Below are 20,095 nucleotides of genomic sequence, written 5' to 3' on the forward strand. Positions count from 1 at the left end.
ACACTCTTTTCGCCACGTAAGCAAAAGGCGCCCCGAAAGGCGCCTCTTAATCGCTTGGTTCCCCTCAAGGAAACTGGAGCGGGTGAAGCGATTCGAACGCTCGACCCCAACCTTGGCAAGGTTGTGCTCTACCCCTGAGCTACACCCGCTCGCGCGGCTTTTGGGCCGCAAGCCGCGCCTATATGGCTGAAGAGCGCGGCGATTGCAACAGGGAATTCGCAGGCTTTTTGCTTCGTCGGCAATGCGGACAAGCCTCCTGCGAGACGTCGCAAGGCAATCGCCCCCGCGTTGCGCGACGGGCTTGTCTTGGCCGCATCATTGGCCGTAAACGGCGTTAGTCGAACAAGCAGTTGAAAGCGGGCCATCAGAAGAAAGACCCATGCCGAAGACCGAAGCCGAACTTTTCGCCTTTCTCGCCGGACTCGGGATCGAGGTATCGACGCGGCGGCATCCGCCGCTGTTCACGGTCGCCGATTCGCAGGCGCTGCGCGGCGAGATTGCCGGCGGCCATACCAAGAACCTGTTCCTCAAGGACAAGAAGGACAATTTCTTCCTGGTCAGCGTCGGCGAGGAGGCGATGGTCGATCTCAAGCATATACACCATCTGATCGGCGCTGCCGGGCGCGTGTCCTTCGGCCGGCCGGAGATGCTGATGGAGCTTCTCGGCGTCGTCCCGGGCGCGGTCACGGTGTTCGGGCTGATCAACGACACCGAGCGAAGGATCAAGGTCGTGTTGGACGAGGAGCTGATGAGCCATGCGTTGGTCAATGCCCACCCGCTGACCAACGAAGCGACGACTTCCATCGCTGCCGCGGACCTGGTCAAATTCGTCGAGGCAACCGGACATGATGCTGTTATCTTGAAAGTCTCGGCATGATCGCCACATGGGTGACTGAAACCGGGTTCTAAAGAAGGATGTTGCGCCCGTCCCTTGGCCGGCGGCGCGACCGAAAGGCGACGAGATGAGTGATAGCAACCCCTTTGGCGGCCCATTTGGCAGCAATGGCGGCCGGTATGCCACCACCGTGCAATATGGCGGCACCGATGCCGCGCGTGAGAAGGTCGCGCTTGCGGAGGCGCCGGCCGACGTCATCAAGGACACAACGACCGCTGGATTTGCCGCCGACGTGATCCAGGAATCGCGTCACCAGCCGGTGCTGGTCGATTTCTGGGCGCCGTGGTGCGGCCCTTGCAAGCAATTGACGCCGCTGCTGGAGAAGGCGGTGAAAGCCGCCGGTGGCAAGGTCAAGCTGGTCAAGATGAATATCGACGACCATCCATCGATCGCCGGCCAGCTTGGCATCCAGTCGATACCGGCGGTCATTGCCTTCAAGGACGGCCAGCCGGTCGACGGCTTCATGGGCGCCATTCCCGAGAGTCAGATCACGCAATTCATCCAGAAGGTCGGCGGCAAGAACGGCGGTGCGCCGCAAGTTGCCGAGGCGCTGGCCGCGGCCGCCGAAGCGCGCGACGCCGGGGACGTGCAGACGGCGGCCGACATTTACGATGCCATCCTGGAACAGGCGCCGGAGACGATCGAGGCGATCGCTGGCTTGGGCGATCTGCTGTTCGAGGCCGGCGATGCCGAAGGTGCCGAGGCGGTGCTGGCGCGGGCGCCGGAAGCAAAGAAGGATGCGCCCCAACTCGCCGCGCTGCGGGCCAAGATGGCGCTCGCCGCGCAAGCAGCAGTGCTCGGCAATCCGGCGGAACTGGAACGGCGGCTGGCCGAAAATCCCGGGGATCACCAGGCACGGTTCGAGCTTGCCATGATCCAGAACGCCAAGGGTGATCGCATGGCGGCGGCCGACAATCTGCTGGCGATCATCAAGGCCGATCGCTCGTGGAACGACGACGGCGCCAGAACCCAGTTGCTGCAGCTCTTCGAGGCATGGGGCATGACCGACGAAGCAACGCTGTCGGCACGGCGCAAACTGTCGTCGCTGCTGTTTTCCTGAGCCGGCGCAGACTGTTTTGTCGCGCGGGCTTGCGGTGGGCCGCGGCTGCGCCAGATTAGGTTTTCGGACGGCGTTCGATTTCAGGTTTCCGGTGTTGCGCCTTGTGCCGGCCGGGAGGAGACGGATTTGGTGCGCTTCCTGACAAAGCGATCGGAGGATTGAGGTGCAGGCGGGAAACGCGCATTACCGGCTCGCTGCGGACTTACCGTCGACCATGCCGATCTTTCCGCTTGAGGGCGCATTGCTGCTGCCGGGAGGCCGCATGCCGCTCAACATCTTCGAGCCGCGCTATCTGCAGATGGTCGACGAGGCGATCGCCGGGCCGCGGCTGATCGGCATGATCCAGCCCAGCCTTAACGGTGCGCTGCGTCCCGACGGCGAGCCGGAGCTCTGCAATGTCGGCTGCGCCGGGCGCATCATTGCGCTGTCCGAGAGCGGCGACGGCCGTTACCTGATTTCGCTGCAGGGCGTGTGCCGGTTCCGTATTGTCCAGGAGCTCACGGTCAAAACACCGTTCCGGCAGTGCCGGTTGGCACCCTTTCTCGCCGATCTCGACGAGGAGCAGGCAGACGCCGAGATCGACCGGCCGGCGCTGCTCAAAGCGTTTCGCGCCTATCTGCAGGCTAACGATCTGGAGGCCGACTGGGAAAGCGTCAGCCGCGCCGAAAACGCCATGCTGGTCAACGCACTGTCGATGATGGCGCCCTACGGGCCGGCCGAGAAACAGGCGCTGCTCGAAGCGGCCGATCTGAAGACACGCGCCGAGACCCTGATCGCCATCACCGAAATGGCGCTGGCGCGCGACAATGAGGATTTCGGTTCGAGTTTGCAGTAGGTTCTTGCCTTCTCCCCTTGTGGGAGAAGGTGGATTGGCGCGCAGCGCCAAGACGGTTGAGGGGTGCTGGACGGAGTGTCGTCGGTGCCAAGCTGGAACACCCCTCATCCGACCGAGCTTCGGCCGGCCACCTTCTCCCACAAGGGGAGAAGTAAGTTCGCGCTCGAAACCTTAACCCGATTGCCCTGTGGAAGGACAAACCAAATGGCGGATGGACGTGACGGGAACAGGACTGTCGACCCCAAGCTGCTGGAACTCTTGGCCTGCCCGCTGACCAAGGGGCCGCTTGCCTGGGATCCGGAGCGCGGCGAGCTTATCTCGCGGGTGGCAAAGCTTGCCTATCCGGTGCGGGACGGCATTCCGATCATGCTGCCATCGGAAGCGCGTGTCATCACCATAGATGATGCCATGCCACCGCCGCCGCGCCTGGGTGGAACGCCCTGAGTGCTGCGGTTCAGAGCCGCTCCGTCGCGATCGTTCGCGCCTCTATTGAAAATTGCGCCCTTTGGGCATGACCTTCTCTGCCTTTCCCAATAGTTCCGTTTGCGCGATGCTGCCGGGCTGAGCCTCGTCTGCACTGCTCGACAGTCTGTCCGCCGGCCTTGCCTGCTCAAGCAGCACCGACAGCCACGGCGTCAGATCCTCGACCTTCTCGGCGACGATATGGATGACGTCCGATTCCGATTGCAGCTTGCCGGTGACGCGGATGAGACGCGCGCCCATGACGATGGGGCGGAAGCGGTCAAAAGTCCTTTCCCAGAAAATGATGTTGGCGACCGCATTCTCGTCTTCCAGCGTCAGGAAAATCGCCTTGCCATTGCCCGGCCGCTGCCGCACCAGCACGAGGCCGGCGACCGAAACGCGCCGGCCGTCCCGCACCTGGCCGAGCCGCACATTGGGCGTGACGCCGGAACGATCCAGCCTTTGACGCAGGAAGGCGACCGGGTGCGCCTTCAGCGACAGGCCAAGCGAGCGGTAGTCGAGGACGACGTGCTCGCCGAGCGGCATTGTCGGGAGCCTGGTTGCAGGCTCCAGATCGCGCAAGCGGATCGCCGGCTGGTCGAACAGCGGCAGCTTTTCGGCGGCACTCTTGCCGTCGAGCGCGCGGACCGCCCATAGAGCGTCGCGACGGTTCAATCCAAGCGACCGGAAAGCGTCGGCCTGCGCCAGTTTTTCGATCTCGTCGACGTTGAGGCCCGAGCGCAGCCAGACGTCGCGTATGGATGCATAGCCGGCGCCGCGCCTCGACACAAACGCTTCCATGCGCTCCTTCGACAGGCCCTTGACCTGGCGAAAGCCGAGCCGGACGGCATGGCTGGTCCGGATGACGCCGCGCATCTGGGCATGGCGGTCAAGGATACGATCTGGATCGAAAGGCGATTTCTCCAAGGCGCAATCCCAGCCGGAAAAATTGACGTCGACCTCGCGGATCTCGACGCCGTGGTCATGCGCGTCGCGGACAAGCTGGGCCGGCTGGTAAAACCCCATCGGCTGGGAATTCAGGATCGCGGCGCAGAACACGTCGGGATAGAAGGTCTTGAACCAGCAGGAGGCATAGACCAGCAGGGCGAAGGAAGCGGCGTGGCTCTCGGGAAAGCCGTATTCGCCAAAACCCTCGATCTGCTTGAAGCAGCGCTCGGCGAAGTCTTTTTCGTAGCCCTTGGCGACCATGCCGTCGACCATTCTCTTGCGGTAATTGCCGATCGTGCCGGTGCGCTTGAATGTCGCCATGGCGCGGCGCAGTTCATCGGCCTCGCCCGGCCTGAAGCCGCCAGCAACGATGGCGATCTTCATCGCCTGCTCCTGGAACAGCGGCACGCCCAGCGTCCTGCCGAGTATTTTTTCCAGTTCCGGCTTGGGATATTCGGGTTTTTCCTTGCCTTGCCGGCGGCGCAGATAAGGGTGGACCATGTCGCCTTGGATCGGGCCGGGCCGCACGATCGCCACCTCGATGACGAGGTCGTAAAAGCTTTTCGGCCGCAGCCGCGGCAGCATCGACATTTGCGCGCGCGATTCGATCTGGAAGACGCCGATCGTGTCGGCACGGCAGATCATGTCGTAGACATGCCTGTCCTCGGCAGGCAGAGTGGCCAGCACATAGGGCAGGCCGTACGCGTCCCGCGCCTGCGGATAATGATCCTGGAGCAGGGTGAAGGCGCGCTGCAGGCAGGTCAGCATGCCGAGCGCCAGCACGTCCACTTTAAGGATTTTCACCGCGTCGAGATCGTCCTTGTCCCACTCGACCATCTTGCGCTCGTCCATCGCCGTCTTGACGATGGGCACGATCTCGTCGAGCCGGTCCCGGGTGATGACAAAACCGCCGACATGCTGCGACAAATGACGGGGAAAGCCCATGATCTCGTTGGCGCATTCTATCACATGCCTTGTCGATGGATCGGTCCGATCGAGGCCGCCGGCCTTTGTCTCCTTTTCGCCGAGCTCCGAGGTCGACCAGCCCCAGATCGAACTGGACAGCGCGCCCCGGACGTCGTCCGACAGGCCCATCGCCTTGGCCACTTCCCGCATCGCCGAGCGGCCCCGGTAGCTGACGACGGCGGCGGCCAGCGCGGTGCGCTTGGTGCTGTATTTGGAATAGATGTACTGGATGACCTCCTCGCGCTTTTCATGCTCGAAATCGACGTCGATGTCGGGCGGCTCGTTTCTTTCCTCGGAAATGAAGCGCTCGAAAAGCGTTTCGATCTTGTCCGGGCCGACTTCGGTGATGCCAATGCAGAAGCAGACGATCGAGTTGGCGGCAGAGCCGCGCCCCTGGCAGAGAATGTTCTGGCTGCGGGCGAATTTGACGATGTCGTGGACAGTCAGGAAATAGCGCGCGTAGTTCAGACGCTCGATCAGAGCGAGCTCCTCCTCGATGCGCTGCGTCACAAAAGCGGGCACGCCCGAGGGGTAGCGGATGGCGGCTCCCTCCTTGGCCAGCCTTTCCAGTTCGGCCTGCGGCCCAAGACCCGATTCCGTCGGCTCGTCGGGATAGTTGTATTGCAGGTCACTGAGCGAGAAGGTCAGCTCGCCGGCAAAACGCAGCGTTTCCGCCAGCGCTTGCGGATGCCTGCGGAAAAGCCGTGCCATCTCCAGCGGCGGCTTTAAGTGACGCTCGGCATTGGCCGCCAGCTCCAGCCCCACCTCGGCGACGGGCACATTGAGGCGGATCGCCGTCAGCACGTCCTGCAGCGGGCGCCGTTCCGACGTATGGTAGAGAACATCGTTGGTCGCCATCAACGGGATGCCGGCCAGATCCGCCATCGCCGCCGCCTGCTCGATACGGAAGCGGTCGTTGCCGCGGTAATCCGGCGAAACCGCAAGCCGCAGGTTTTCACCGAAACGATCCCTGAGCCGGCTAAGGAGTGCGAGGCTGGTTTCCGCGTCCGCCGACACATCTGGCAGTATGGCGAGCGACAGGAGATCGCCCCATTCGAGAAGATCGCTCTGTTTGAGGAGCGTCGCCCCTTTTTCGTTCTCGTCACGCAGATTGGCCTGCGTCAGCATGCGGCAGAGATGACCCCAACCCTTGCGATCCTGCGGGTAGGCGAGGATGTCCGGCGTGCCGTCGCAAAAAACCAGGCGGCAGCCGGGATGATAGGAAACACCCTCCACCTTGGCCTGCTGCCAGGCGCGCACCACGCCCGCCACCGTGTTGCGGTCGGCGAGACCGATCCCCGAAAACCCCAGGAATTTTGCCGCGACCACCAGCTCCTCCGGTTTCGAGGCACCGCGCAGAAACGAGAAGTTCGACTGGATGCCGAATTCGGCATAGGGGTTGGCCGTCAGCGCATTCATGCGAAGATCCCATGCATGAACCAGCGCGGCGAGGGCTGCGAGGCGCCGTAAAGCCCCTGGCGATAGAGCCAGTAACGGCGGCCGTCGGCATCCTCGATGCGGAAATAATCCCGGGTCGGGGCATCTTCTCGTCCCGCCGCCCCTCGCCACCATTCCGGCGCGATGCGCTCCGGCCCTTCGGCGCGCGCGACCCGATAGAGCGCGCGCCGCCAGCGGAAGTTCAAAGGCGGGCCTTCCGGCATTTCGGTGGCCGGCACCTCGATCGGCTCGGGCGAACGGAAAAGCCGGATCGGCCGTTCCGGCTGGAAGACGGTCGTGGGAGCGTCCTTCGCCTTGTCCGGCTGCTTCGGCGGCGAGCTTCTCTGCGGCGCCTCCGTGAAGGGAAGGGTGGCGACGGCGCGCTCCGGCAAATGGCTCTCGACGGCGACCGGCTTCAAGACCGCGCCTTCGCCGAGCCGGGCGCGAATGCGGTCGGCAAAAAGCGCGATATCGGCACCGTCGTCGCTCGTCTCGCCGGCAAGGTCGGCCTGCTGCATGTCGAAGGCGGCGGCGGTCAGCACCGAAAGGCGCACGAGATCGAAGCCATAGCCGGCGTCGATATCCTGTTCGAGCGCGGCAAGCCTTTCGTGGAACAATTTCTGGATCAGCCGCGGCTCGCGCAGAGGCCGCGAGGTGCCGACGGCGATGCGGCTGACGCCGCCATCGACGCGGAAAAGCAGCAGCGCCAGCCGCCTTGCGCCCTCGCCGCGACGCTCGAGGTCGCTCTTCAAGGTGGTCGCCAGCATGCCGGTCAGCCGCTCGATGTCCTCGGTCAGCATGATCGGCTCGGCAAGGTGACGCTCGACCGAAAGCGGTGCCACCGGCAGGCGCGGCGACACGGCCTCCTCGAGGCGGCCAAGCGCCTGGTCGAGGCGCAAGAGCAGCGATGCGCCGAAGCGGCGGGCCAGCGGCGCGCGCGGTGCCGCCATGACGGCGCCCGCCGTGCGCAGGCCGACGCTTTCGAGGCTGGCGCGTACCTCCGGGTCGATGCGCAGCGCCGCCAGCGGCAAGGGCGCGAGAAGCGCTTCCTCCCCACCATCGGGCACGATGCGGTCGCCAGCAAACCGCGCCGCCGCCCAGGCAGCACCAGGCGTGGCGGCAAGCCCGGCGCGGACATCGAAGCCCTGATGGAAAAAACGCGACAGGATATCATCCAGCATCGAGCGTTCGCCGCCGAAAAGATGGGTGCAGCCGGTGACGTCGAGATAGAGGCCGTCGGTCCCGTCAAGCGCCACCAGCGGGGTGTAGCGGTCGCACCAGTCGGCGAGGCCTTCGAGCAGGCGCCGGTCGGCCTCCGGATCGGCCTCCACGATGTCGATCGAGGGATGCATGGCGCGTGCGTCGGCTATGCCCATGCCGCGCTTCAGATTAAGCGCCTCGGCCCGTTCGTCGAGGGCGGCGATGCGCTGGGTGTTCCCTTGGCGATGGCTGATCACCAGCGGCAGGTGATCCGACGGCCGGGAACGCCAGGACCGCCCCAGACGCTGCCGCAGGATCCTCTCGGCGGCGAGATGCGGAAACCACAAGGATAGGATTCTTTGGCCGTTCTGGGGCCCATTCCTGAGACCTTCCTTGCTCGCCCCGTCTTTCTTCGAATATGCGTTCATCGGGGTTCCACTCCAGTGTGAATTTTCCGGGCAAGGCCGTGCGGCTCTTGCCGATGGCGACGGTGAAGGCGGGCCGGCCGATCGAGCCGGCGAGCGGCCCGGCAAGCGTCTTACGCGTTGCCGCCGGTGCCGCCGACAGGATGAGGCGGACGGGCGCTGCCGTCGGTTCGGGCTCGCCGGCCTGGCGCAGCAGGAACAGCGGCCGGCCCGCACTCTGCGCGCGGGCGTGCAGCCGCCGCGTCGCGGTGAGGTCAAGCCGCTGCGGGCTGCCGCGGATTTCGAGGATGACGGCGGCCAGCGCCGTCATCCGGGCAGCCTCCTCGGCGATCCACAGCGCATCGAGCAGCCTTGGCGCCTCGGAAAACAGCAATTGCTCCGGCTCGATGCCGAAGAAGGCGTGAAGCCCCCTGGCATAGGGAAAGCCGGCCTCGCGGAAAACCTCGGATGTGCCGATCCACAGCACCGGCAATTGCGGCCCCTGGCTGAGGATCAGGCTGACGAGCGACAAGGCAAAACCGGCAACGGCCCCGGCATCGCGGGTCGCGGCGCCATGAAACTCGCTCACCGCCGCCTTCGGCAGGCCGCCGCTCAGCGCGGCATCGAGGCGCTCGGCGCCGGTGCGCAAAAACGCATCGGGCGGCGCCACGGCAAGGCCGCGCCGGACAATGGTCAGATTCCGAGCGGGTGTCGGATGCCGAGAGGGTGTCAGACTCTGACGAGGGACATCCGCGTCAAACGACGAACTGGCCGGCGCCTCCAGGCGCTCGGGCAAGGTCCCTTCGATCTTCGCGATCTGGCGGCGCAGGGCAAAAACAGTCTCCCGCGCCACGGCGCTTGTCGCCATGACGGTCAGCTTCCACTCACACTTGTTCCTGTTATGTTCTCTAGGATTCCAGAGGTCGCCCGAAGAGTCAAGCGGAGTCATGGGGAATTTATTCCTGTAGTGGGGGCATGGCACGGGCACTCCAGCCCGACCATTTGCCGAGTCCGGCCTGAAAGCCTATATGCCGGGATCAAAGGACAAAGCATGGCTCGCATCTACCAAACACGCATCTGGCACGACCAGCTTTCGCCAACGATGGAGGAAATCGAGCTCCTGGCGCTGGAGGCCTATGCCCATCTGCCGGAGGACTTTCGCAAGTTGACCGGCGAGATCGTCATTCAGATCGCCGAATTCCCGACCGACGAGATCATGGACGACCTTTCGCTGGAAACGCCCTTCGACCTGCTCGGCCTGTTCGAGGGGCGCGGCATCGCCGAGCGCTGGAATCCGCAGACCGGCGAGGGGCCGAACCGCATCACCCTCTATCGTCGCGCCATCCTCGACTACTGGGCCGAGAACGAGGAAACGCTGGGCGACATCGTCACCCACGTGCTGATCCACGAGATCGGCCACCATTTCGGCCTGTCGGACGACGACATGGAGAAGATCGAGGAAGCAGCAGAGTGAGCGACCCCGCTCCTCGTCATCCTGGGGCGGAGCAAGGAGCGAAGCGACGCGGCGCAGACCCCAGGATCCATGCCGTGATAGTGATGCAGTGCGCCGGCGGCGCAGAACCGACCGCTCATCATCCCGTTCTGGGTAACGGGGCTATCCCGATCGGTGGTAGCTCACACTAATCCTGATCCGCCGTGCCCTTCGGCAGAGGTAACGGCATGGGTCCTAGGGTACTCCGCGACGTCGCTTCGCGACTGCTACGCCCTAGGATGACGAAGGACGAGCGCTTCAGCGAACCTCCCTACCAGTCGCTGAGCTTGGTGTCGGGGCCGTATTCCTGGCCCTCGATGTCCTTCACCACGGCCTGGCCGCAGCGCATGGTCTTGGCTTCCTGGTCATAGGCATAGGTCGGCGAGCCGAACAGGTGCCAGCCCTTGTTCAACGCCGCCGTCACCTTGTGGCAGAAGCTGGAATCGTCCGGACCGGACAGAAAACGGTAGAGTTTCATTCTTCAATCCTGTCGTCAGTTGCGTTAGTCATGCGCGAACAGCGGCGGCCTTCGCCAGCAGTTTTTCGGCCTGCGCCAGATGCAGCCGCTCGACCATCTTGCCGTTCAGCGCAACTACCGCCCTACCGGTATTTTGGGCGAGCGCGAAGGCATCCTTGACCGCGCGCGCTTCGGCTATTGCTTCGGGCGACGGTGCAAAGGCGCGGTTCGCGGCTTCGATCTGAGCCGGATGGATCAGCGACTTGCCGTCAAAACCCATGGCGGCCGCTTCCGTGCACTCGCGCGCAAACCCGTCCATATCGCGAAAATCATTGAAGACGCCATCGAGCAGGTCGAGGCCGCCGGCGCGCGCGGCGAGCACCATCTGCATCAGCCATGGAACGAGATAACGCCGGTCGGGCGTGGCGAGAATGCCGGTGTCCTTGACCAGGTCGTTCGTTCCGGCAACGAAACAAACCAGGCGAGAGCCCGGATCGCGGCCGAGCTCGGCAATCGGCCCGATGTTGAGCAGCGCCTTGGGCGTCTCGATCATCGCCCATAGCTTGACTTCGTCGGCGATAAAATTGTCGTCGAGCACGTCGCCGGCCTCGAGAATGTCGCGCGGCGTGTCGACCTTGGGCAGCAGGATGGCGTCGGGCGAGCATTTTGCCGCGGCCAGCAGGTCGGCGCCGCCCCACTCGCTCGACAGCGCATTGATGCGCACGACCATCTCGCAGCGCCGGTTGGAATGGCCGGCGAAAATCGCCACCAGCTTTTCGCGCGCGGAAGGCTTGTCGGCCGGGGCGACGGCGTCCTCGAGATCGATGACGACGGTATCGCAGGCCAGCGATTGGATCTTGGCCAGCGCCTTGTCGTTCGAAGCCGGGACGTAAAGCACCGAGCGGCGCGGGCGGTAGCTTTCGGTGGTCATCTCCGATCTATGCCGTCTGCAGCCGGCCGAGGCAAGCCGTGCATAAAAACTGCACGCAACTTCGGAAAATCTCCTCGTCTCCGCCCCGCTTGCCACCCGACCGGATGCGACAAGGGCGGCATGCAAGAGCAAACGAACTCCCGTTGGTCCCTGCCGTACCGGCTTCGCCGCGAAAGCTGGTGGCTCGTCGATCCGCCCCGGACTTCGGTAAACCTCCTCCCTTTCGTCCGGAAATCCCCGCCCACCGGCCGCATCAAAGCCGCCGAGAAAGCCCGATCATGATAGTATTCCTCCCGGCGGCGCCGAGCTATTGCAACCGCTTCGGCGTTGCCGTCCTGCTCGTCGCGCTGGCCGATTTTTTCTTCTATGGCCAACCGGCGGGCATCACGCTTTTCCTGTTCGGCGTTGCGATTGCCGCGGCGAGCATGGCTCTCCATCCTCTCGGCTCCTTCAACGATGGCAAATTCTGGTTCAAGCCGGTTGCGCTGCTCATGGCGCTGCTGCCGCTTGTGGAAAATGTCAGCGCACTGTCCGTCTCGATCGCGCTGGCGGGGCTGGCCATCTTCGCGCTTTCACTGGCCGGACGGTTGCGGCGCGGCCTTGCCCGTATTGCCGGCCAACTCTCGCTGTTCCTGGTTGCAACGCCATTTCGGCTCGTTCTTGATTTCTTCCGCTGGCGCACGGCGGCGCGGCGGCTTGGCCGGCGGCGCGTGCGCCTTGCGGCGATCGCCGTCTGGGTCATGCCGCTGGGCCTCGGCGCAGTGTTCCTCGCGCTGTTCGGCGCCGCCAATCCCGTCATCGAATACTGGTTTTCGCTGATTGATCTCTTCGCCCTGCTCAACCTCATGCAGTTGCCGCGTCTTGCCTTCTGGCTATTCGCGCTCGCCGGCGTATGGGCCTTTCTGCGGCCGCGCCTGCCGCGGCTTCTCCGGCATATTCCCCGGTTGGGAACGCCTGCCAGCACACCGACGAGGCCAGCCATAAGTCCCACGATCGAAGACATCGTCTTCGGCAAGGCCGCTATCCTCCGCGCGCTCGTCGTCTTCAACATCCTGTTCGCGGTGCAGAGCGCACTCGACGCCACCTATCTGTGGGGCGGCATCGCGCTTCCCGACGGGCTGACCTATGCCGCCTACGCGCATCGCGGCGCCTATCCGCTGATCGTCACGGCGCTGCTGGCCGCCGGCTTCGTGCTGGCGGCGCTGCGGCCGGGAAGCGCGACCTCCGGCGATCCGCTCATCCGCCGGCTGGTTTATGCCTGGGTGGCGCAGAACATCCTCCTGGTGATCTCGTCGATCCTGCGGCTCGATCTCTATATCAGTATCTATGCGCTGACCTATTGGCGTGTCGCTGCGTTCGTCTGGATGGGGCTGGTGGCGGCGGGCCTTGTCCTGATCATGGCCCGCATCGCGCGCGAAAAGTCCAACGAATGGCTGCTTGCCGCCAATCTTCTGACGCTATCGGCGACGCTCTATGCTTGCTCGTTCATCAACTTTGCCGCGCTGATCGCCAACTACAATGTCGACCATTGCTTCGAAATGACCGGCCAAGGCACCCAGCTCGACGTCTGGTACTTGCGCTCGCTCGGGCCCGGCGCCTTGCCGGCGCTCGATCGCTTCGTCCAGCACCAGAGCAGGACGGTTTCCGCGGAGGATGCCTCCATCCGCGAACTCGCCGGCTGGTATGCACAGGACGAAGCACGCTTCCGCGCCGGCCAGGAGAACTGGCGGGGCTGGAGCTTTCGTGACTGGCGGCTCAACCGCGCCCTCGACAGGCGTGGCCCGTTCGTGGTTCCTCCGATGTCCGAACCCTTCATGCCGGGCCGCTGATTTGATGCCGCACCACATACTGGTCGCCGACGACGACCCGCACATTCGCGAAATCATCTGCTTCGCGCTGGAAAAGGCCGGCATGAAAACGCTGGCGGTGCCGGACGGCGCGGCTGCCTTGCAGGCGATAGAGCGCCATGCGCCCGATCTCGTCGTGCTCGACATCGGCATGCCGGAAATGGACGGGCTGGAAGTGTGCCGGCGGCTGCGCCACACATCCGACCTGCCGGTGCTGTTCCTGTCCGCGCGGGATGAAGAGATCGACCGCGTGCTCGGGCTGGAGATGGGCGGCGATGATTATGTCACCAAGCCGTTCAGCCCGCGCGAGCTGGTCGCCCGCGTCAACGTCATTCTGCGCCGCGCTCGGCCCACGCCGGAACCAGCCGACGACCGGCAATTCTCGCATGGCAGACTGTTGCTGGTTCCGGCAAGCCATACAGCCAGCTTCGACGGCAAGCCGCTGGCGCTGACGTCGATCGAATTCGCGATCCTGAAAGGCTTTTTGGCGCGGCCGGCGCATGTGCTTGGCCGCGACATGGTGATGGCCAACGCCTATGCGGCCAATATCCATGTCGCAGACCGCACCGTCGACAGCCACATCCGCAATATCCGCGCCAAGCTGGCGGCCGTCGGCTGCGTCGATGCGATCGAGACCGTGCACGGCGTCGGTTTTCGGCTGGGCGGATGCGGCGCGTGAGCGCCCAAGAACTGATTGGCAGCAAATGGCGGCCACGGCTTGCCACGGTCGTCATTGCCATCCTGATCATGGTGATGGCGCTGCCGCTGGCCGGCCTGTTTTTCTTCCGGCTCTACGAGAACCAGCTGATCAGGCAGACCGAGGCCGAGCTGATCGCCCAAGGCGCCGCCCTTGGCGCGATCTATGCGCAAGAGGTCCGTGAGGCCGGCCTTGCCCCGGAAAAGCTCGGCGCACCCGTGCCTTCACCCAGCACCAGCGATCGGGCCTCTCCCTACCAGCCAATCGAACCGCGCCTCGATCTTGCGTCCGACGGGATCCTGCCGACCCGGCCCGCGGCCACCGCGGCCAGCGCCGATCCCGCCTTCGCTGCAATCGGCGCACGCCTGTCGGGCATTCTTGCCGAGACACAGAAGACCACGCTCGCCGGCTTCCGGCTGCTCGATCCCAGAGGCGTGGTCATCGCCGGCCGTGAGGAGGCCGGCCTGTCGCTCGCCGCTGTCGACGAGGTTCGCGCAGCGCTTGCCGGCCGCTACGCCAGCGCGCTCAGGCTGCGGGTTCCCGACCAGCCGTCGCCGCCGCTCTATTCGGTCAGCCGCGGCACCAAGGTTCGCGTCTTCGTGGCCATGCCGGTTGCGGTCTCCGGCAAGGTCGCCGGCGTCGTCTATCTGTCGCGGACGCCGAACAACATCGTCAAGCATCTCTATGGCGAGCGCGGCAAGGTGGCGCTGGCGGCAATCGCCATCCTCGGCGGCGCGCTGCTGATCGGGCTGGTCTTCCTGCGCGCCGTCAGCCGTCCGATCTATGCGCTGATGGAACGCACGAAACGCATCGCCGCCGGCGACCGCGCGGCGATCAGGCCGCTCGATCACCACGGCACGCGCGAAATGGGTGAACTCTCTGCTGCTTTCCTCGACATGGCCGAAAAGCTGCACGCACGCTCCGACGGCATCCAGACCTTTGCCACCCACGTCTCGCACGAGCTCAAATCGCCGCTGACGGCGATCCAGGGGGCCGCCGAACTGCTGCGCGATTCAGGCAGCGCGATGGACGAGGCCGAGCGGCGGCGGTTTTCGGACAATATCGTCACCGATGCCGGCCGGCTCAATCTGCTGGTGCGCCGCCTGCTCGACCTGGCGCGCGCCGAAAATCTCGAGCCCAGCGGCGAAAGCACGTCGCTCACTGCTGCGCTGGCGCTGCTGCCGGCCGACGACAGGCTGGCGGTGCGCGTCGAGGCGGGCACCGAGATCGGGCTGCGCATATCGGCCGAAAACGCGGCGATCGTGCTGGCCAATCTCATCGACAATTCGGCGCGGCACGGCACGACGCTGGTATCGGTCACAGCCGCAAAAGCAGACGGCAAGGCCACCATCGTGGTCGCTGACGACGGCGCCGGCATCTCGCCCAGCAACCGAGGCCGCATCTTCGAGCCGTTCTTCACCACGCGCCGCGATTCCGGCGGCACCGGCATGGGCCTCGGCATCGTGCTGGCCCTCCTGAAAGCGCATGATGGCACGATCCGGCTGGTTGACTCGGCGAGCGGCACGCGCTTCGAGATCATCCTGCCGGCGGCGTGACTCGGCGGTTCAGATCGGAAGGGCCAAAAGGTGCATTACGACATCGTCATCATCGGCGGAGCCATCGTCGGCTCCTCGGTCGCCTATTATCTGCGCGAGGAAGGGTTTTCGGGCTCGATCGCGCTTGTCGAGCGCGACCCGCAATTTTCCCGCGCCGCGACCACGCTGTCCTGCGCCTCAATCCGCCAGCAGTTCTCGATCCCGGAAAACATCCGGCTGTCGCAATTCACGCTGAAACTGTTCCGGCGGCTCAGGGAAGAGTTTGGCGCGGACGCCGATATCGGCTTTCGCGAAGGCGGTTATCTCATCCTTGCCGGCGAGAACGGGCTGCCGATCCTGCGGGCCAACCACGAAGCGCAGATGGCCGAGGGCGCCGACATCGTGCTCGAGGATGCCGAGGCGCTCGTCCGCCGCTTTCCGTGGCTGTCGGTCGAGGGCATTTCCGCCGGCGCCTATGGCCGCAGCGGCGAAGGCTGGTTCGACGCGCACGCGATGCTGATGCTGTTCCGCAAGGCACTGCGAAGCAAGAACATTGATTTCATCACAGCGTCGGTGACCGGTATCGAGCGGCAGGGGAAGCGCGTCGCCGGTGTGACCCTCGACAATGGCGAGCGGCTCGAGGCCGGCACCGTCGTTAACGCCGCCGGGCCGAATGCCGGCAAGGTGGCAGCAATGGCCGGGCTGGCGCTGCCGGTGGAGCCGCGCAAGCGCAATGTCTTCGTCTTCGAGGCGCGCGAAAAATATGACGACATGCCGCTGCTGGTCGACCCGAGCGGCATCTATGTCCGGCCGGAGGGCTCGGTCTACATCACCGGCGGCGCCGAGCCGGAAGAGGGCGAAGGACCGGCCGACCCCGCCGACTTCGACCCCGACTGGCCGCTGTTCGAAGAGGTGATCTGGCCAGTGCTGGCGACCCGCATTCCGGCCTTCGAGGCGATCAAGCCGACGCGCGCCTGGGTCGGCCATTACGACTACAATACGCTCGACCAGAACGCGGTGATCGGCCCGCACCCGGAGGTCGGCAATTTCCTCTTCGCCAACGGGTTTTCCGGTCACGGCTTGCAGCAGGCTCCGGCGGTCGGCAAGGCGCTGGCCGAACTGATAGTACATGGCGGCTATCGCACGGTGGATTGCTCGGCGTTCGGGTACAGCCGGATTGCCGACGGGCGGCCGTTTCGGGAATTGAATGTAATTTAACGCTGGCGCGAAGGGATGCTACCGTTGCTTGGTGGATTAAGCCGCCGCCAAGCCGCCCGTACCAAGATACGCCTGAAGCCAGCCCAGCACCCGGGCCCAGCCTTCGGCATGCTTCGTTGCGGCAGCAGCGATGCCGGCGAAGCCGCCATGGCAGATGGTGACGCGTGTGCCGCCGGCGATCGGCTCCAGCAGCCAGGCGACTTTGGTTTCGCGGCGGCCAAGCGTCGGATGGTCCCAGTCGTATCTCCGCGTCTGCACGATCCGGCGCGGCTCTTCGATCTCCAGGAATTCGCCGCTGGCGGGCAGGTGTCTGCCGGCCGCCGTCTCGACGGTGACGCTCCAGCGGCCGCCGACGCGGAGGTCGGCCGCCCATCCGGTCATCCTGTAGGTCCTGGCGGACCCCCACCAGCGCTCGACCTCGCGTGTAACGAGGGCGTCAAAGATCCGCTCGGGCGGCGCTCGCCATAACGGTCTCGCCATTGGTCATGCTGTGCACCGCGGAACTGTACATCGCCCTGCCTCCAGAAAACGTTTCGCTATCGAAACAACCTCAAGCCTTCGACGCTGGGCGCGACAGGCCTTTGCCGGTTTCGAGCAGGCTCTTCAGGCTGGACAGGATGAGCGGCCAGCCGTTCGCCACATGGCCAAGCAGCTTGTGCGGTCCATCGGCTTCGTGTGTGATGGCGAGCTTCATCATCTCGCCCTCCTGCTCGAGGGCGAAGGTGCAGCGTGTGTAGCCGTCCGCCTTGACCTCGGGCATGAACTCGTTGCGCCATTTGAGCACGATGCGCTTGGGTGGATCGATCTCGAGGACCTCGCCGCTGTCGGTGACGCGGCCGTCGGTGTAAACCATCTTCCACGCCGAACCTTGTTTCCAGTCGCTTAGCATCTGAGCGCCGAGGAAATATTGCCGCTGGAACTCCGGCTCGGTCAGTGCTTGCCAGAGTTTTTCGGGCGAAGTGCGGATGTAGGTGACATAAACGAAAATGTTGCTCATCAGTCTTCCCTTTCGAGGCGTTTCTTCAAATCGCCGAGGGCGCCCAGTCGCCCCCGCTCGAATTTGCCGATCCAGCGTTCGGCGATCTCGTTGATGGGAATGGGATTCAGATAATGTTGCTTCTCGCGTCCCTTGCGGATGGTGGCGACGAGGTTCGCTTCTTCCAGGATCGCCAGATGCTTGGTCACCGCCTGGCGCGTCATGTCCATCTCACCGCACAGCGCGTTCAGCGTCTGCCCGTTCCTGGCATGAAGGCTGTCCAGCAATCGCCGGCGTGTCGGGTCGGCCAAGGCGCGAAAGACGGCATCCATGCTCATGACTCTAATATGCAACCATTTGGTTGCATGTCAAGAGGCAGAACCGTAGCCAAGAATGCGCGGGTTGAGGTCGCTGGGAGTGGATTTCAGCGCTTGCGGCCGAACCAGAATGCGTTGGGCATGCGCTCCATGCCGATACGCTCATAGAAGCCGACGGCGTCGGGTATGGAGATCAGGCTGATGGCAACGGAAGGTCCGAGTTGCCGGCGTGCCTCATCCATCAGACCCTTGCCGATACCCAGCCCTTGCGCCGATGCAGAAACAGCGAGCTCGGAGATATAGCAGACCCAGGAAAAGTCGGTGATGCCGCGAGCGACACCAACCAGCGGCTTGCCCGGTGCATCGATGCGCGCGGTGAGCACCAGGTCGGCACTCGTGAGCATCGCCTTCAAACGGGCATGATCATCGACGGGCCGTGTCTCGCCGAGGCCGGATTCCACCAGAACGCGGCGGAACTCGGCGATGCCGAGGCCCGGTTCGCTGGCGTAAAGGATCGTGGATCGCGTTGTCATGTCGACAAAAGTGCACCATGGGCCGGTGGTTTTGAAGCTGTTTTGTACCGATTTTGTGTTTCGATCGACGACGGAAGTCCAAAAACAGCCGTCTTTTATTTGCCCGCGGCATTGTGTAAACCGAGCGCCAGCAATTCCCCGCAACGAGAAGAAGACGGGCAAGAACCATGGAAAAATTCACCAAGCTCACCGGTGTCGCCGCGCCGATGCCGATCGTCAATGTCGACACCGACATGATCATCCCCAAGGATTATCTCAAGACGATCAAGCGCACCGGGCTCGGCACCGGCCTGTTCGCCGAAATGCGTTACAAGGACGACGGCTCGGAAAACCCGGACTTCGTGCTCAACAAGCCGGCCTACCGCAAGGCGCAGATCCTGGTCGCCGGCGACAATTTCGGCTGCGGCTCGAGCCGGGAACATGCGCCGTGGGCGCTGCTCGATTTCGGCATCCGCTGCGTCATCTCGACCTCGTTCGCCGACATTTTCTACAATAACTGCTTCAAGAACGGCATCTTGCCGATCACCGTCAGCCCGGAAGACCTGGAGAAGCTGATGGACGATGCCTCGCGCGGTTCCAACGCGACGCTGTCGGTTGATCTCGAAGCCAAGGAAATCCGCGGGCCGGACGGCGGCGTGGTCAAGTTCGACCTCGACGAATTCAAGCGCCACTGCCTCTTGAACGGCCTCGACGATATCGGCCTGACCATGGAGAAGGCCGGCGCCATCGCTTCGTTCGAGAAGAAGAACGCCGAGCTGCGGCCCTGGGCATAGGCTCTAAAGCCGCGCCGACGGTCGGCCTCTACGCCAAGTGTCCGGGGAGGGATTTGATGACACGCTTGCTTGTTGCCGCTGCCTGCGGACTGCCGCTGATGCTGCTGCCCCCGGCGAGCGTCTATGCCCAGACGCAGACGCCCGCCACGGAAGCGCCAGCGGCAGATCAAGGCGCCAGCGACACAGCCGCCGCCGACGATGACAAGCAGGCGCCGATCCCGTTCGAGGGCGGCCAATTGACTATCACCCAGGAGGAAGAATACGGGGAACGGGTGCTCGCCTTCGACGGCAAGGAACTGGCGCGCAATTACGACGTCTTCTTCGACAAGATCGTCGAGGTCGGCGGCGTCAAGGTGGCGCTGGTCGATGTCGGCGACGGCGGCAATCAATGCGGCCCGGCCAAGGTGATCGTGTGGAAGCCGGAAGGCGGCACGATCCAGACGACCACGGTCGAGCAGGATGAATGCGGCGCGCCGCCGGCCGCGATCTCCGACAGCGCCGTCTATTTCGTACCCTATCTGCTGCCGGGCGATTCCAAGCCGGCGCTGCAATGGTCGCCGACGGCCGGACTGACGACTTCCGGCAATCTGACCTACATGCCGGAGCCGGGCACCGACTGGAAGGACGTTGATCCGTCGAAATACGACAACATCATCGACGCCTTCCACAATGAAGCGGTCTACAAACTAGCCGAGACACTGCTTGGCAAGGACATGCCCGACATGGCGACCAGCCTGCTGGTCGGCGGCGGCACGGAAAAAACCGCGTCGGGCGCCTTTTTTGCCAGCGGCTGCGTGCCGCATGATTGCGGCGGCAATGACGGCTTCATGGCGGTCGACCCGGTCAACCAGAAGCTCTATTTCGCGCGCCGCGGCGACAAGCCCGAGCCGGACGCGTGGCCAGCGGTGAGTACATGGCCGGCCGACGTGAGGGAAGCGCTGGACAAGGCGCTGGGGTCGGCGAATTAGGTTTTTTGCGCGGCGCGGCGACTACCCTGCTTTCGTCATCCTCGGGCTTGACCCGAGGATCCATATGTGGACGGCGCCCTGCCTGCAACGGTTGTTTTGCGTCGTTTTCGATCGCTTGCGTCCATATGTCCGGCCTTTGAGCAC

At 64.3% G+C, this 20,095-nt stretch carries 20 protein-coding genes and 1 tRNA gene; 11 read left to right on the forward strand and 10 right to left on the reverse strand.

Translation table 11 applies throughout. The annotated features are described in order from the left end of the window. Positions 1-74: 74 nt before the first annotated feature. Positions 75-149: transfer RNA gene (locus NKI41_RS18450), tRNA-Gly, on the reverse strand. Between the two features lie 230 nt (positions 150-379). On the opposite strand from NKI41_RS18450, the gene NKI41_RS18455 reads away from it, so the two are divergent. The 4 genes from NKI41_RS18455 to NKI41_RS18470 all read left to right on the forward strand — a co-directional run bounded on the left by NKI41_RS18455 (position 380) and on the right by NKI41_RS18470 (position 3,234). Continuing rightward, positions 380-877: a prolyl-tRNA synthetase associated domain-containing protein gene (locus tag NKI41_RS18455; protein WP_352684434.1), complete on the forward strand. Its 498-nt coding sequence runs from the start codon at positions 380-382 to the stop codon at positions 875-877. A gap of 85 nt (positions 878-962) precedes the next feature. Further along, positions 963-1,955 carry a thioredoxin gene (gene trxA / locus NKI41_RS18460; RefSeq protein ID WP_352458335.1) on the forward strand — a complete coding sequence of 331 codons (993 nt, stop codon included), beginning with the start codon at positions 963-965 and terminating at the stop codon, positions 1,953-1,955. A 163-nt stretch (positions 1,956-2,118) separates the two neighbouring features. After that, positions 2,119-2,790 (forward strand): LON peptidase substrate-binding domain-containing protein, encoded by a 672-nt coding sequence (locus NKI41_RS18465; protein ID WP_352470870.1) that lies wholly within the window; start codon positions 2,119-2,121, stop codon positions 2,788-2,790. Between the two features lie 204 nt (positions 2,791-2,994). After that, positions 2,995-3,234, forward strand: a complete 240-nt coding sequence (locus tag NKI41_RS18470; protein ID WP_023675986.1) for a Trm112 family protein — start codon at positions 2,995-2,997, stop codon at positions 3,232-3,234. Positions 3,235-3,276: 42 nt separating this feature from the next. Here the strand turns inward: NKI41_RS18470 and NKI41_RS18475 are convergent, their stop codons facing one another. The 3 genes from NKI41_RS18475 to NKI41_RS18485 are packed head-to-tail and all read right to left on the reverse strand — an operon-like array spanning position 3,277 to position 9,075. Then, on the reverse strand, positions 3,277-6,585 hold the full coding sequence (locus NKI41_RS18475) for an error-prone DNA polymerase (RefSeq protein WP_352684436.1): 3,309 nt from the start codon (positions 6,583-6,585) through the stop codon (positions 3,277-3,279). Next, on the reverse strand, positions 6,582-8,060 hold the full coding sequence (locus NKI41_RS18480; protein ID WP_352458333.1) for a DUF6504 family protein: 1,479 nt from the start codon (positions 8,058-8,060) through the stop codon (positions 6,582-6,584). Before NKI41_RS18480 ends, NKI41_RS18475 begins: the two co-directional genes overlap by 4 nt. Then, positions 7,993-9,075 carry an ImuA family protein gene (locus NKI41_RS18485; protein WP_352684438.1) on the reverse strand — a complete coding sequence of 361 codons (1,083 nt, stop codon included), beginning with the start codon at positions 9,073-9,075 and terminating at the stop codon, positions 7,993-7,995. The genes NKI41_RS18480 and NKI41_RS18485 overlap by 68 nt, the downstream gene beginning before the upstream one ends. Positions 9,076-9,258: 183 nt before the next feature. On the opposite strand from NKI41_RS18485, the gene NKI41_RS18490 reads away from it, so the two are divergent. Then, the gene (locus tag NKI41_RS18490) at positions 9,259-9,681 is read left to right on the forward strand and encodes a metallopeptidase family protein (protein ID WP_023680515.1); all 423 of its coding nucleotides are present in this window, start codon (positions 9,259-9,261) and stop codon (positions 9,679-9,681) included. A 289-nt stretch (positions 9,682-9,970) separates the two neighbouring features. Here NKI41_RS18490 and NKI41_RS18495 read toward each other — a convergent pair whose 3' ends face one another. After that, positions 9,971-10,177 carry a DUF1737 domain-containing protein gene (locus tag NKI41_RS18495; protein ID WP_352470863.1) on the reverse strand — a complete coding sequence of 69 codons (207 nt, stop codon included), beginning with the start codon at positions 10,175-10,177 and terminating at the stop codon, positions 9,971-9,973. Between the two features lie 28 nt (positions 10,178-10,205). Continuing rightward, on the reverse strand, positions 10,206-11,087 hold the full coding sequence (locus NKI41_RS18500; protein ID WP_352684440.1) for an HpcH/HpaI aldolase/citrate lyase family protein: 882 nt from the start codon (positions 11,085-11,087) through the stop codon (positions 10,206-10,208). Between the two features lie 278 nt (positions 11,088-11,365). On the opposite strand from NKI41_RS18500, the gene NKI41_RS18505 reads away from it, so the two are divergent. From NKI41_RS18505 to NKI41_RS18520, 4 genes are read left to right on the forward strand one after another with little or no spacing between them, the layout of a single operon-like run. After that, complete coding sequence (locus NKI41_RS18505) at positions 11,366-12,916, forward strand: DUF4153 domain-containing protein (RefSeq protein WP_352684442.1); 1,551 nt, start codon at positions 11,366-11,368, stop codon at positions 12,914-12,916. Positions 12,917-12,920: 4 nt separating this feature from the next. Beyond that, entirely contained in the window at positions 12,921-13,613 is a 693-nt protein-coding gene (locus NKI41_RS18510; protein WP_352594351.1) for a response regulator transcription factor, read from the forward strand. Beyond that, the gene (locus tag NKI41_RS18515; RefSeq protein WP_352684444.1) at positions 13,601-15,187 is read left to right on the forward strand and encodes an ATP-binding protein; all 1,587 of its coding nucleotides are present in this window, start codon (positions 13,601-13,603) and stop codon (positions 15,185-15,187) included. The genes NKI41_RS18510 and NKI41_RS18515 overlap by 13 nt, the downstream gene beginning before the upstream one ends. A 30-nt stretch (positions 15,188-15,217) precedes the next feature. Then, on the forward strand, positions 15,218-16,384 hold the full coding sequence (locus tag NKI41_RS18520; RefSeq protein WP_352450228.1) for an NAD(P)/FAD-dependent oxidoreductase: 1,167 nt from the start codon (positions 15,218-15,220) through the stop codon (positions 16,382-16,384). A 36-nt stretch (positions 16,385-16,420) separates the two neighbouring features. On the opposite strand, the gene NKI41_RS18525 is transcribed toward NKI41_RS18520, so the two are convergent. The 4 genes from NKI41_RS18525 to NKI41_RS18540 form a co-directional block, all read right to left on the reverse strand. Continuing rightward, positions 16,421-16,864 carry an SRPBCC family protein gene (locus NKI41_RS18525; RefSeq protein WP_352684446.1) on the reverse strand — a complete coding sequence of 148 codons (444 nt, stop codon included), beginning with the start codon at positions 16,862-16,864 and terminating at the stop codon, positions 16,421-16,423. A gap of 70 nt (positions 16,865-16,934) precedes the next feature. Next, the gene (locus NKI41_RS18530; protein WP_352541961.1) at positions 16,935-17,381 is read right to left on the reverse strand and encodes an SRPBCC family protein; all 447 of its coding nucleotides are present in this window, start codon (positions 17,379-17,381) and stop codon (positions 16,935-16,937) included. Continuing rightward, on the reverse strand, positions 17,381-17,692 hold the full coding sequence (locus NKI41_RS18535; protein WP_352684452.1) for an ArsR/SmtB family transcription factor: 312 nt from the start codon (positions 17,690-17,692) through the stop codon (positions 17,381-17,383). The genes NKI41_RS18530 and NKI41_RS18535 overlap by 1 nt, the downstream gene beginning before the upstream one ends. 92 nt (positions 17,693-17,784) lie before the next feature. After that, a complete protein-coding gene (locus NKI41_RS18540) occupies positions 17,785-18,210 on the reverse strand; it encodes a GNAT family N-acetyltransferase (RefSeq protein WP_352450225.1) in 426 nt (141 codons plus the stop codon). Positions 18,211-18,377: 167 nt separating this feature from the next. Between NKI41_RS18540 and leuD the strand changes: the two genes are divergently transcribed. Both leuD and NKI41_RS18550 read left to right on the forward strand, forming a co-directional pair. Then, on the forward strand, positions 18,378-18,983 hold the full coding sequence (leuD, locus tag NKI41_RS18545; RefSeq protein ID WP_292663076.1) for a 3-isopropylmalate dehydratase small subunit: 606 nt from the start codon (positions 18,378-18,380) through the stop codon (positions 18,981-18,983). A gap of 56 nt (positions 18,984-19,039) precedes the next feature. Next, the gene (locus NKI41_RS18550) at positions 19,040-19,951 is read left to right on the forward strand and encodes an Ivy family c-type lysozyme inhibitor (RefSeq protein WP_352684448.1); all 912 of its coding nucleotides are present in this window, start codon (positions 19,040-19,042) and stop codon (positions 19,949-19,951) included. Positions 19,952-20,095: the final 144 nt, after the last annotated feature.

This window comes from Mesorhizobium sp. M0601, assembly GCF_040320845.1.
In the GTDB taxonomy this organism is placed as follows: Bacteria; Pseudomonadota; Alphaproteobacteria; order Rhizobiales; family Rhizobiaceae; genus Mesorhizobium.

Coding starts and splice junctions, on each gene's coding strand:
- NKI41_RS18455 (WP_352684434.1), top strand. CDS start 380: ATGCCGAAGACCGAAGCCGAACTTTTCGCCTTTCTCGCCGGACTCGGG.
- trxA (WP_352458335.1), top strand. CDS start 963: ATGAGTGATAGCAACCCCTTTGGCGGCCCATTTGGCAGCAATGGCGGC.
- NKI41_RS18470 (WP_023675986.1), top strand. CDS start 2,995: ATGGCGGATGGACGTGACGGGAACAGGACTGTCGACCCCAAGCTGCTG.
- NKI41_RS18475 (WP_352684436.1), bottom strand. CDS start 6,585: ATGAATGCGCTGACGGCCAACCCCTATGCCGAATTCGGCATCCAGTCG.
- NKI41_RS18485 (WP_352684438.1), bottom strand. CDS start 9,075: ATGGCGACAAGCGCCGTGGCGCGGGAGACTGTTTTTGCCCTGCGCCGC.
- NKI41_RS18490 (WP_023680515.1), top strand. CDS start 9,259: ATGGCTCGCATCTACCAAACACGCATCTGGCACGACCAGCTTTCGCCA.
- NKI41_RS18495 (WP_352470863.1), bottom strand. CDS start 10,177: ATGAAACTCTACCGTTTTCTGTCCGGTCCGGACGATTCCAGCTTCTGC.
- NKI41_RS18500 (WP_352684440.1), bottom strand. CDS start 11,087: ATGACCACCGAAAGCTACCGCCCGCGCCGCTCGGTGCTTTACGTCCCG.
- NKI41_RS18505 (WP_352684442.1), top strand. CDS start 11,366: ATGATAGTATTCCTCCCGGCGGCGCCGAGCTATTGCAACCGCTTCGGC.
- NKI41_RS18510 (WP_352594351.1), top strand. CDS start 12,921: ATGCCGCACCACATACTGGTCGCCGACGACGACCCGCACATTCGCGAA.
- NKI41_RS18515 (WP_352684444.1), top strand. CDS start 13,601: ATGCGGCGCGTGAGCGCCCAAGAACTGATTGGCAGCAAATGGCGGCCA.
- NKI41_RS18525 (WP_352684446.1), bottom strand. CDS start 16,864: ATGGCGAGACCGTTATGGCGAGCGCCGCCCGAGCGGATCTTTGACGCC.
- NKI41_RS18530 (WP_352541961.1), bottom strand. CDS start 17,381: ATGAGCAACATTTTCGTTTATGTCACCTACATCCGCACTTCGCCCGAA.
- NKI41_RS18535 (WP_352684452.1), bottom strand. CDS start 17,692: ATGGATGCCGTCTTTCGCGCCTTGGCCGACCCGACACGCCGGCGATTG.
- NKI41_RS18540 (WP_352450225.1), bottom strand. CDS start 18,210: ATGACAACGCGATCCACGATCCTTTACGCCAGCGAACCGGGCCTCGGC.
- leuD (WP_292663076.1), top strand. CDS start 18,378: ATGGAAAAATTCACCAAGCTCACCGGTGTCGCCGCGCCGATGCCGATC.
- NKI41_RS18550 (WP_352684448.1), top strand. CDS start 19,040: ATGACACGCTTGCTTGTTGCCGCTGCCTGCGGACTGCCGCTGATGCTG.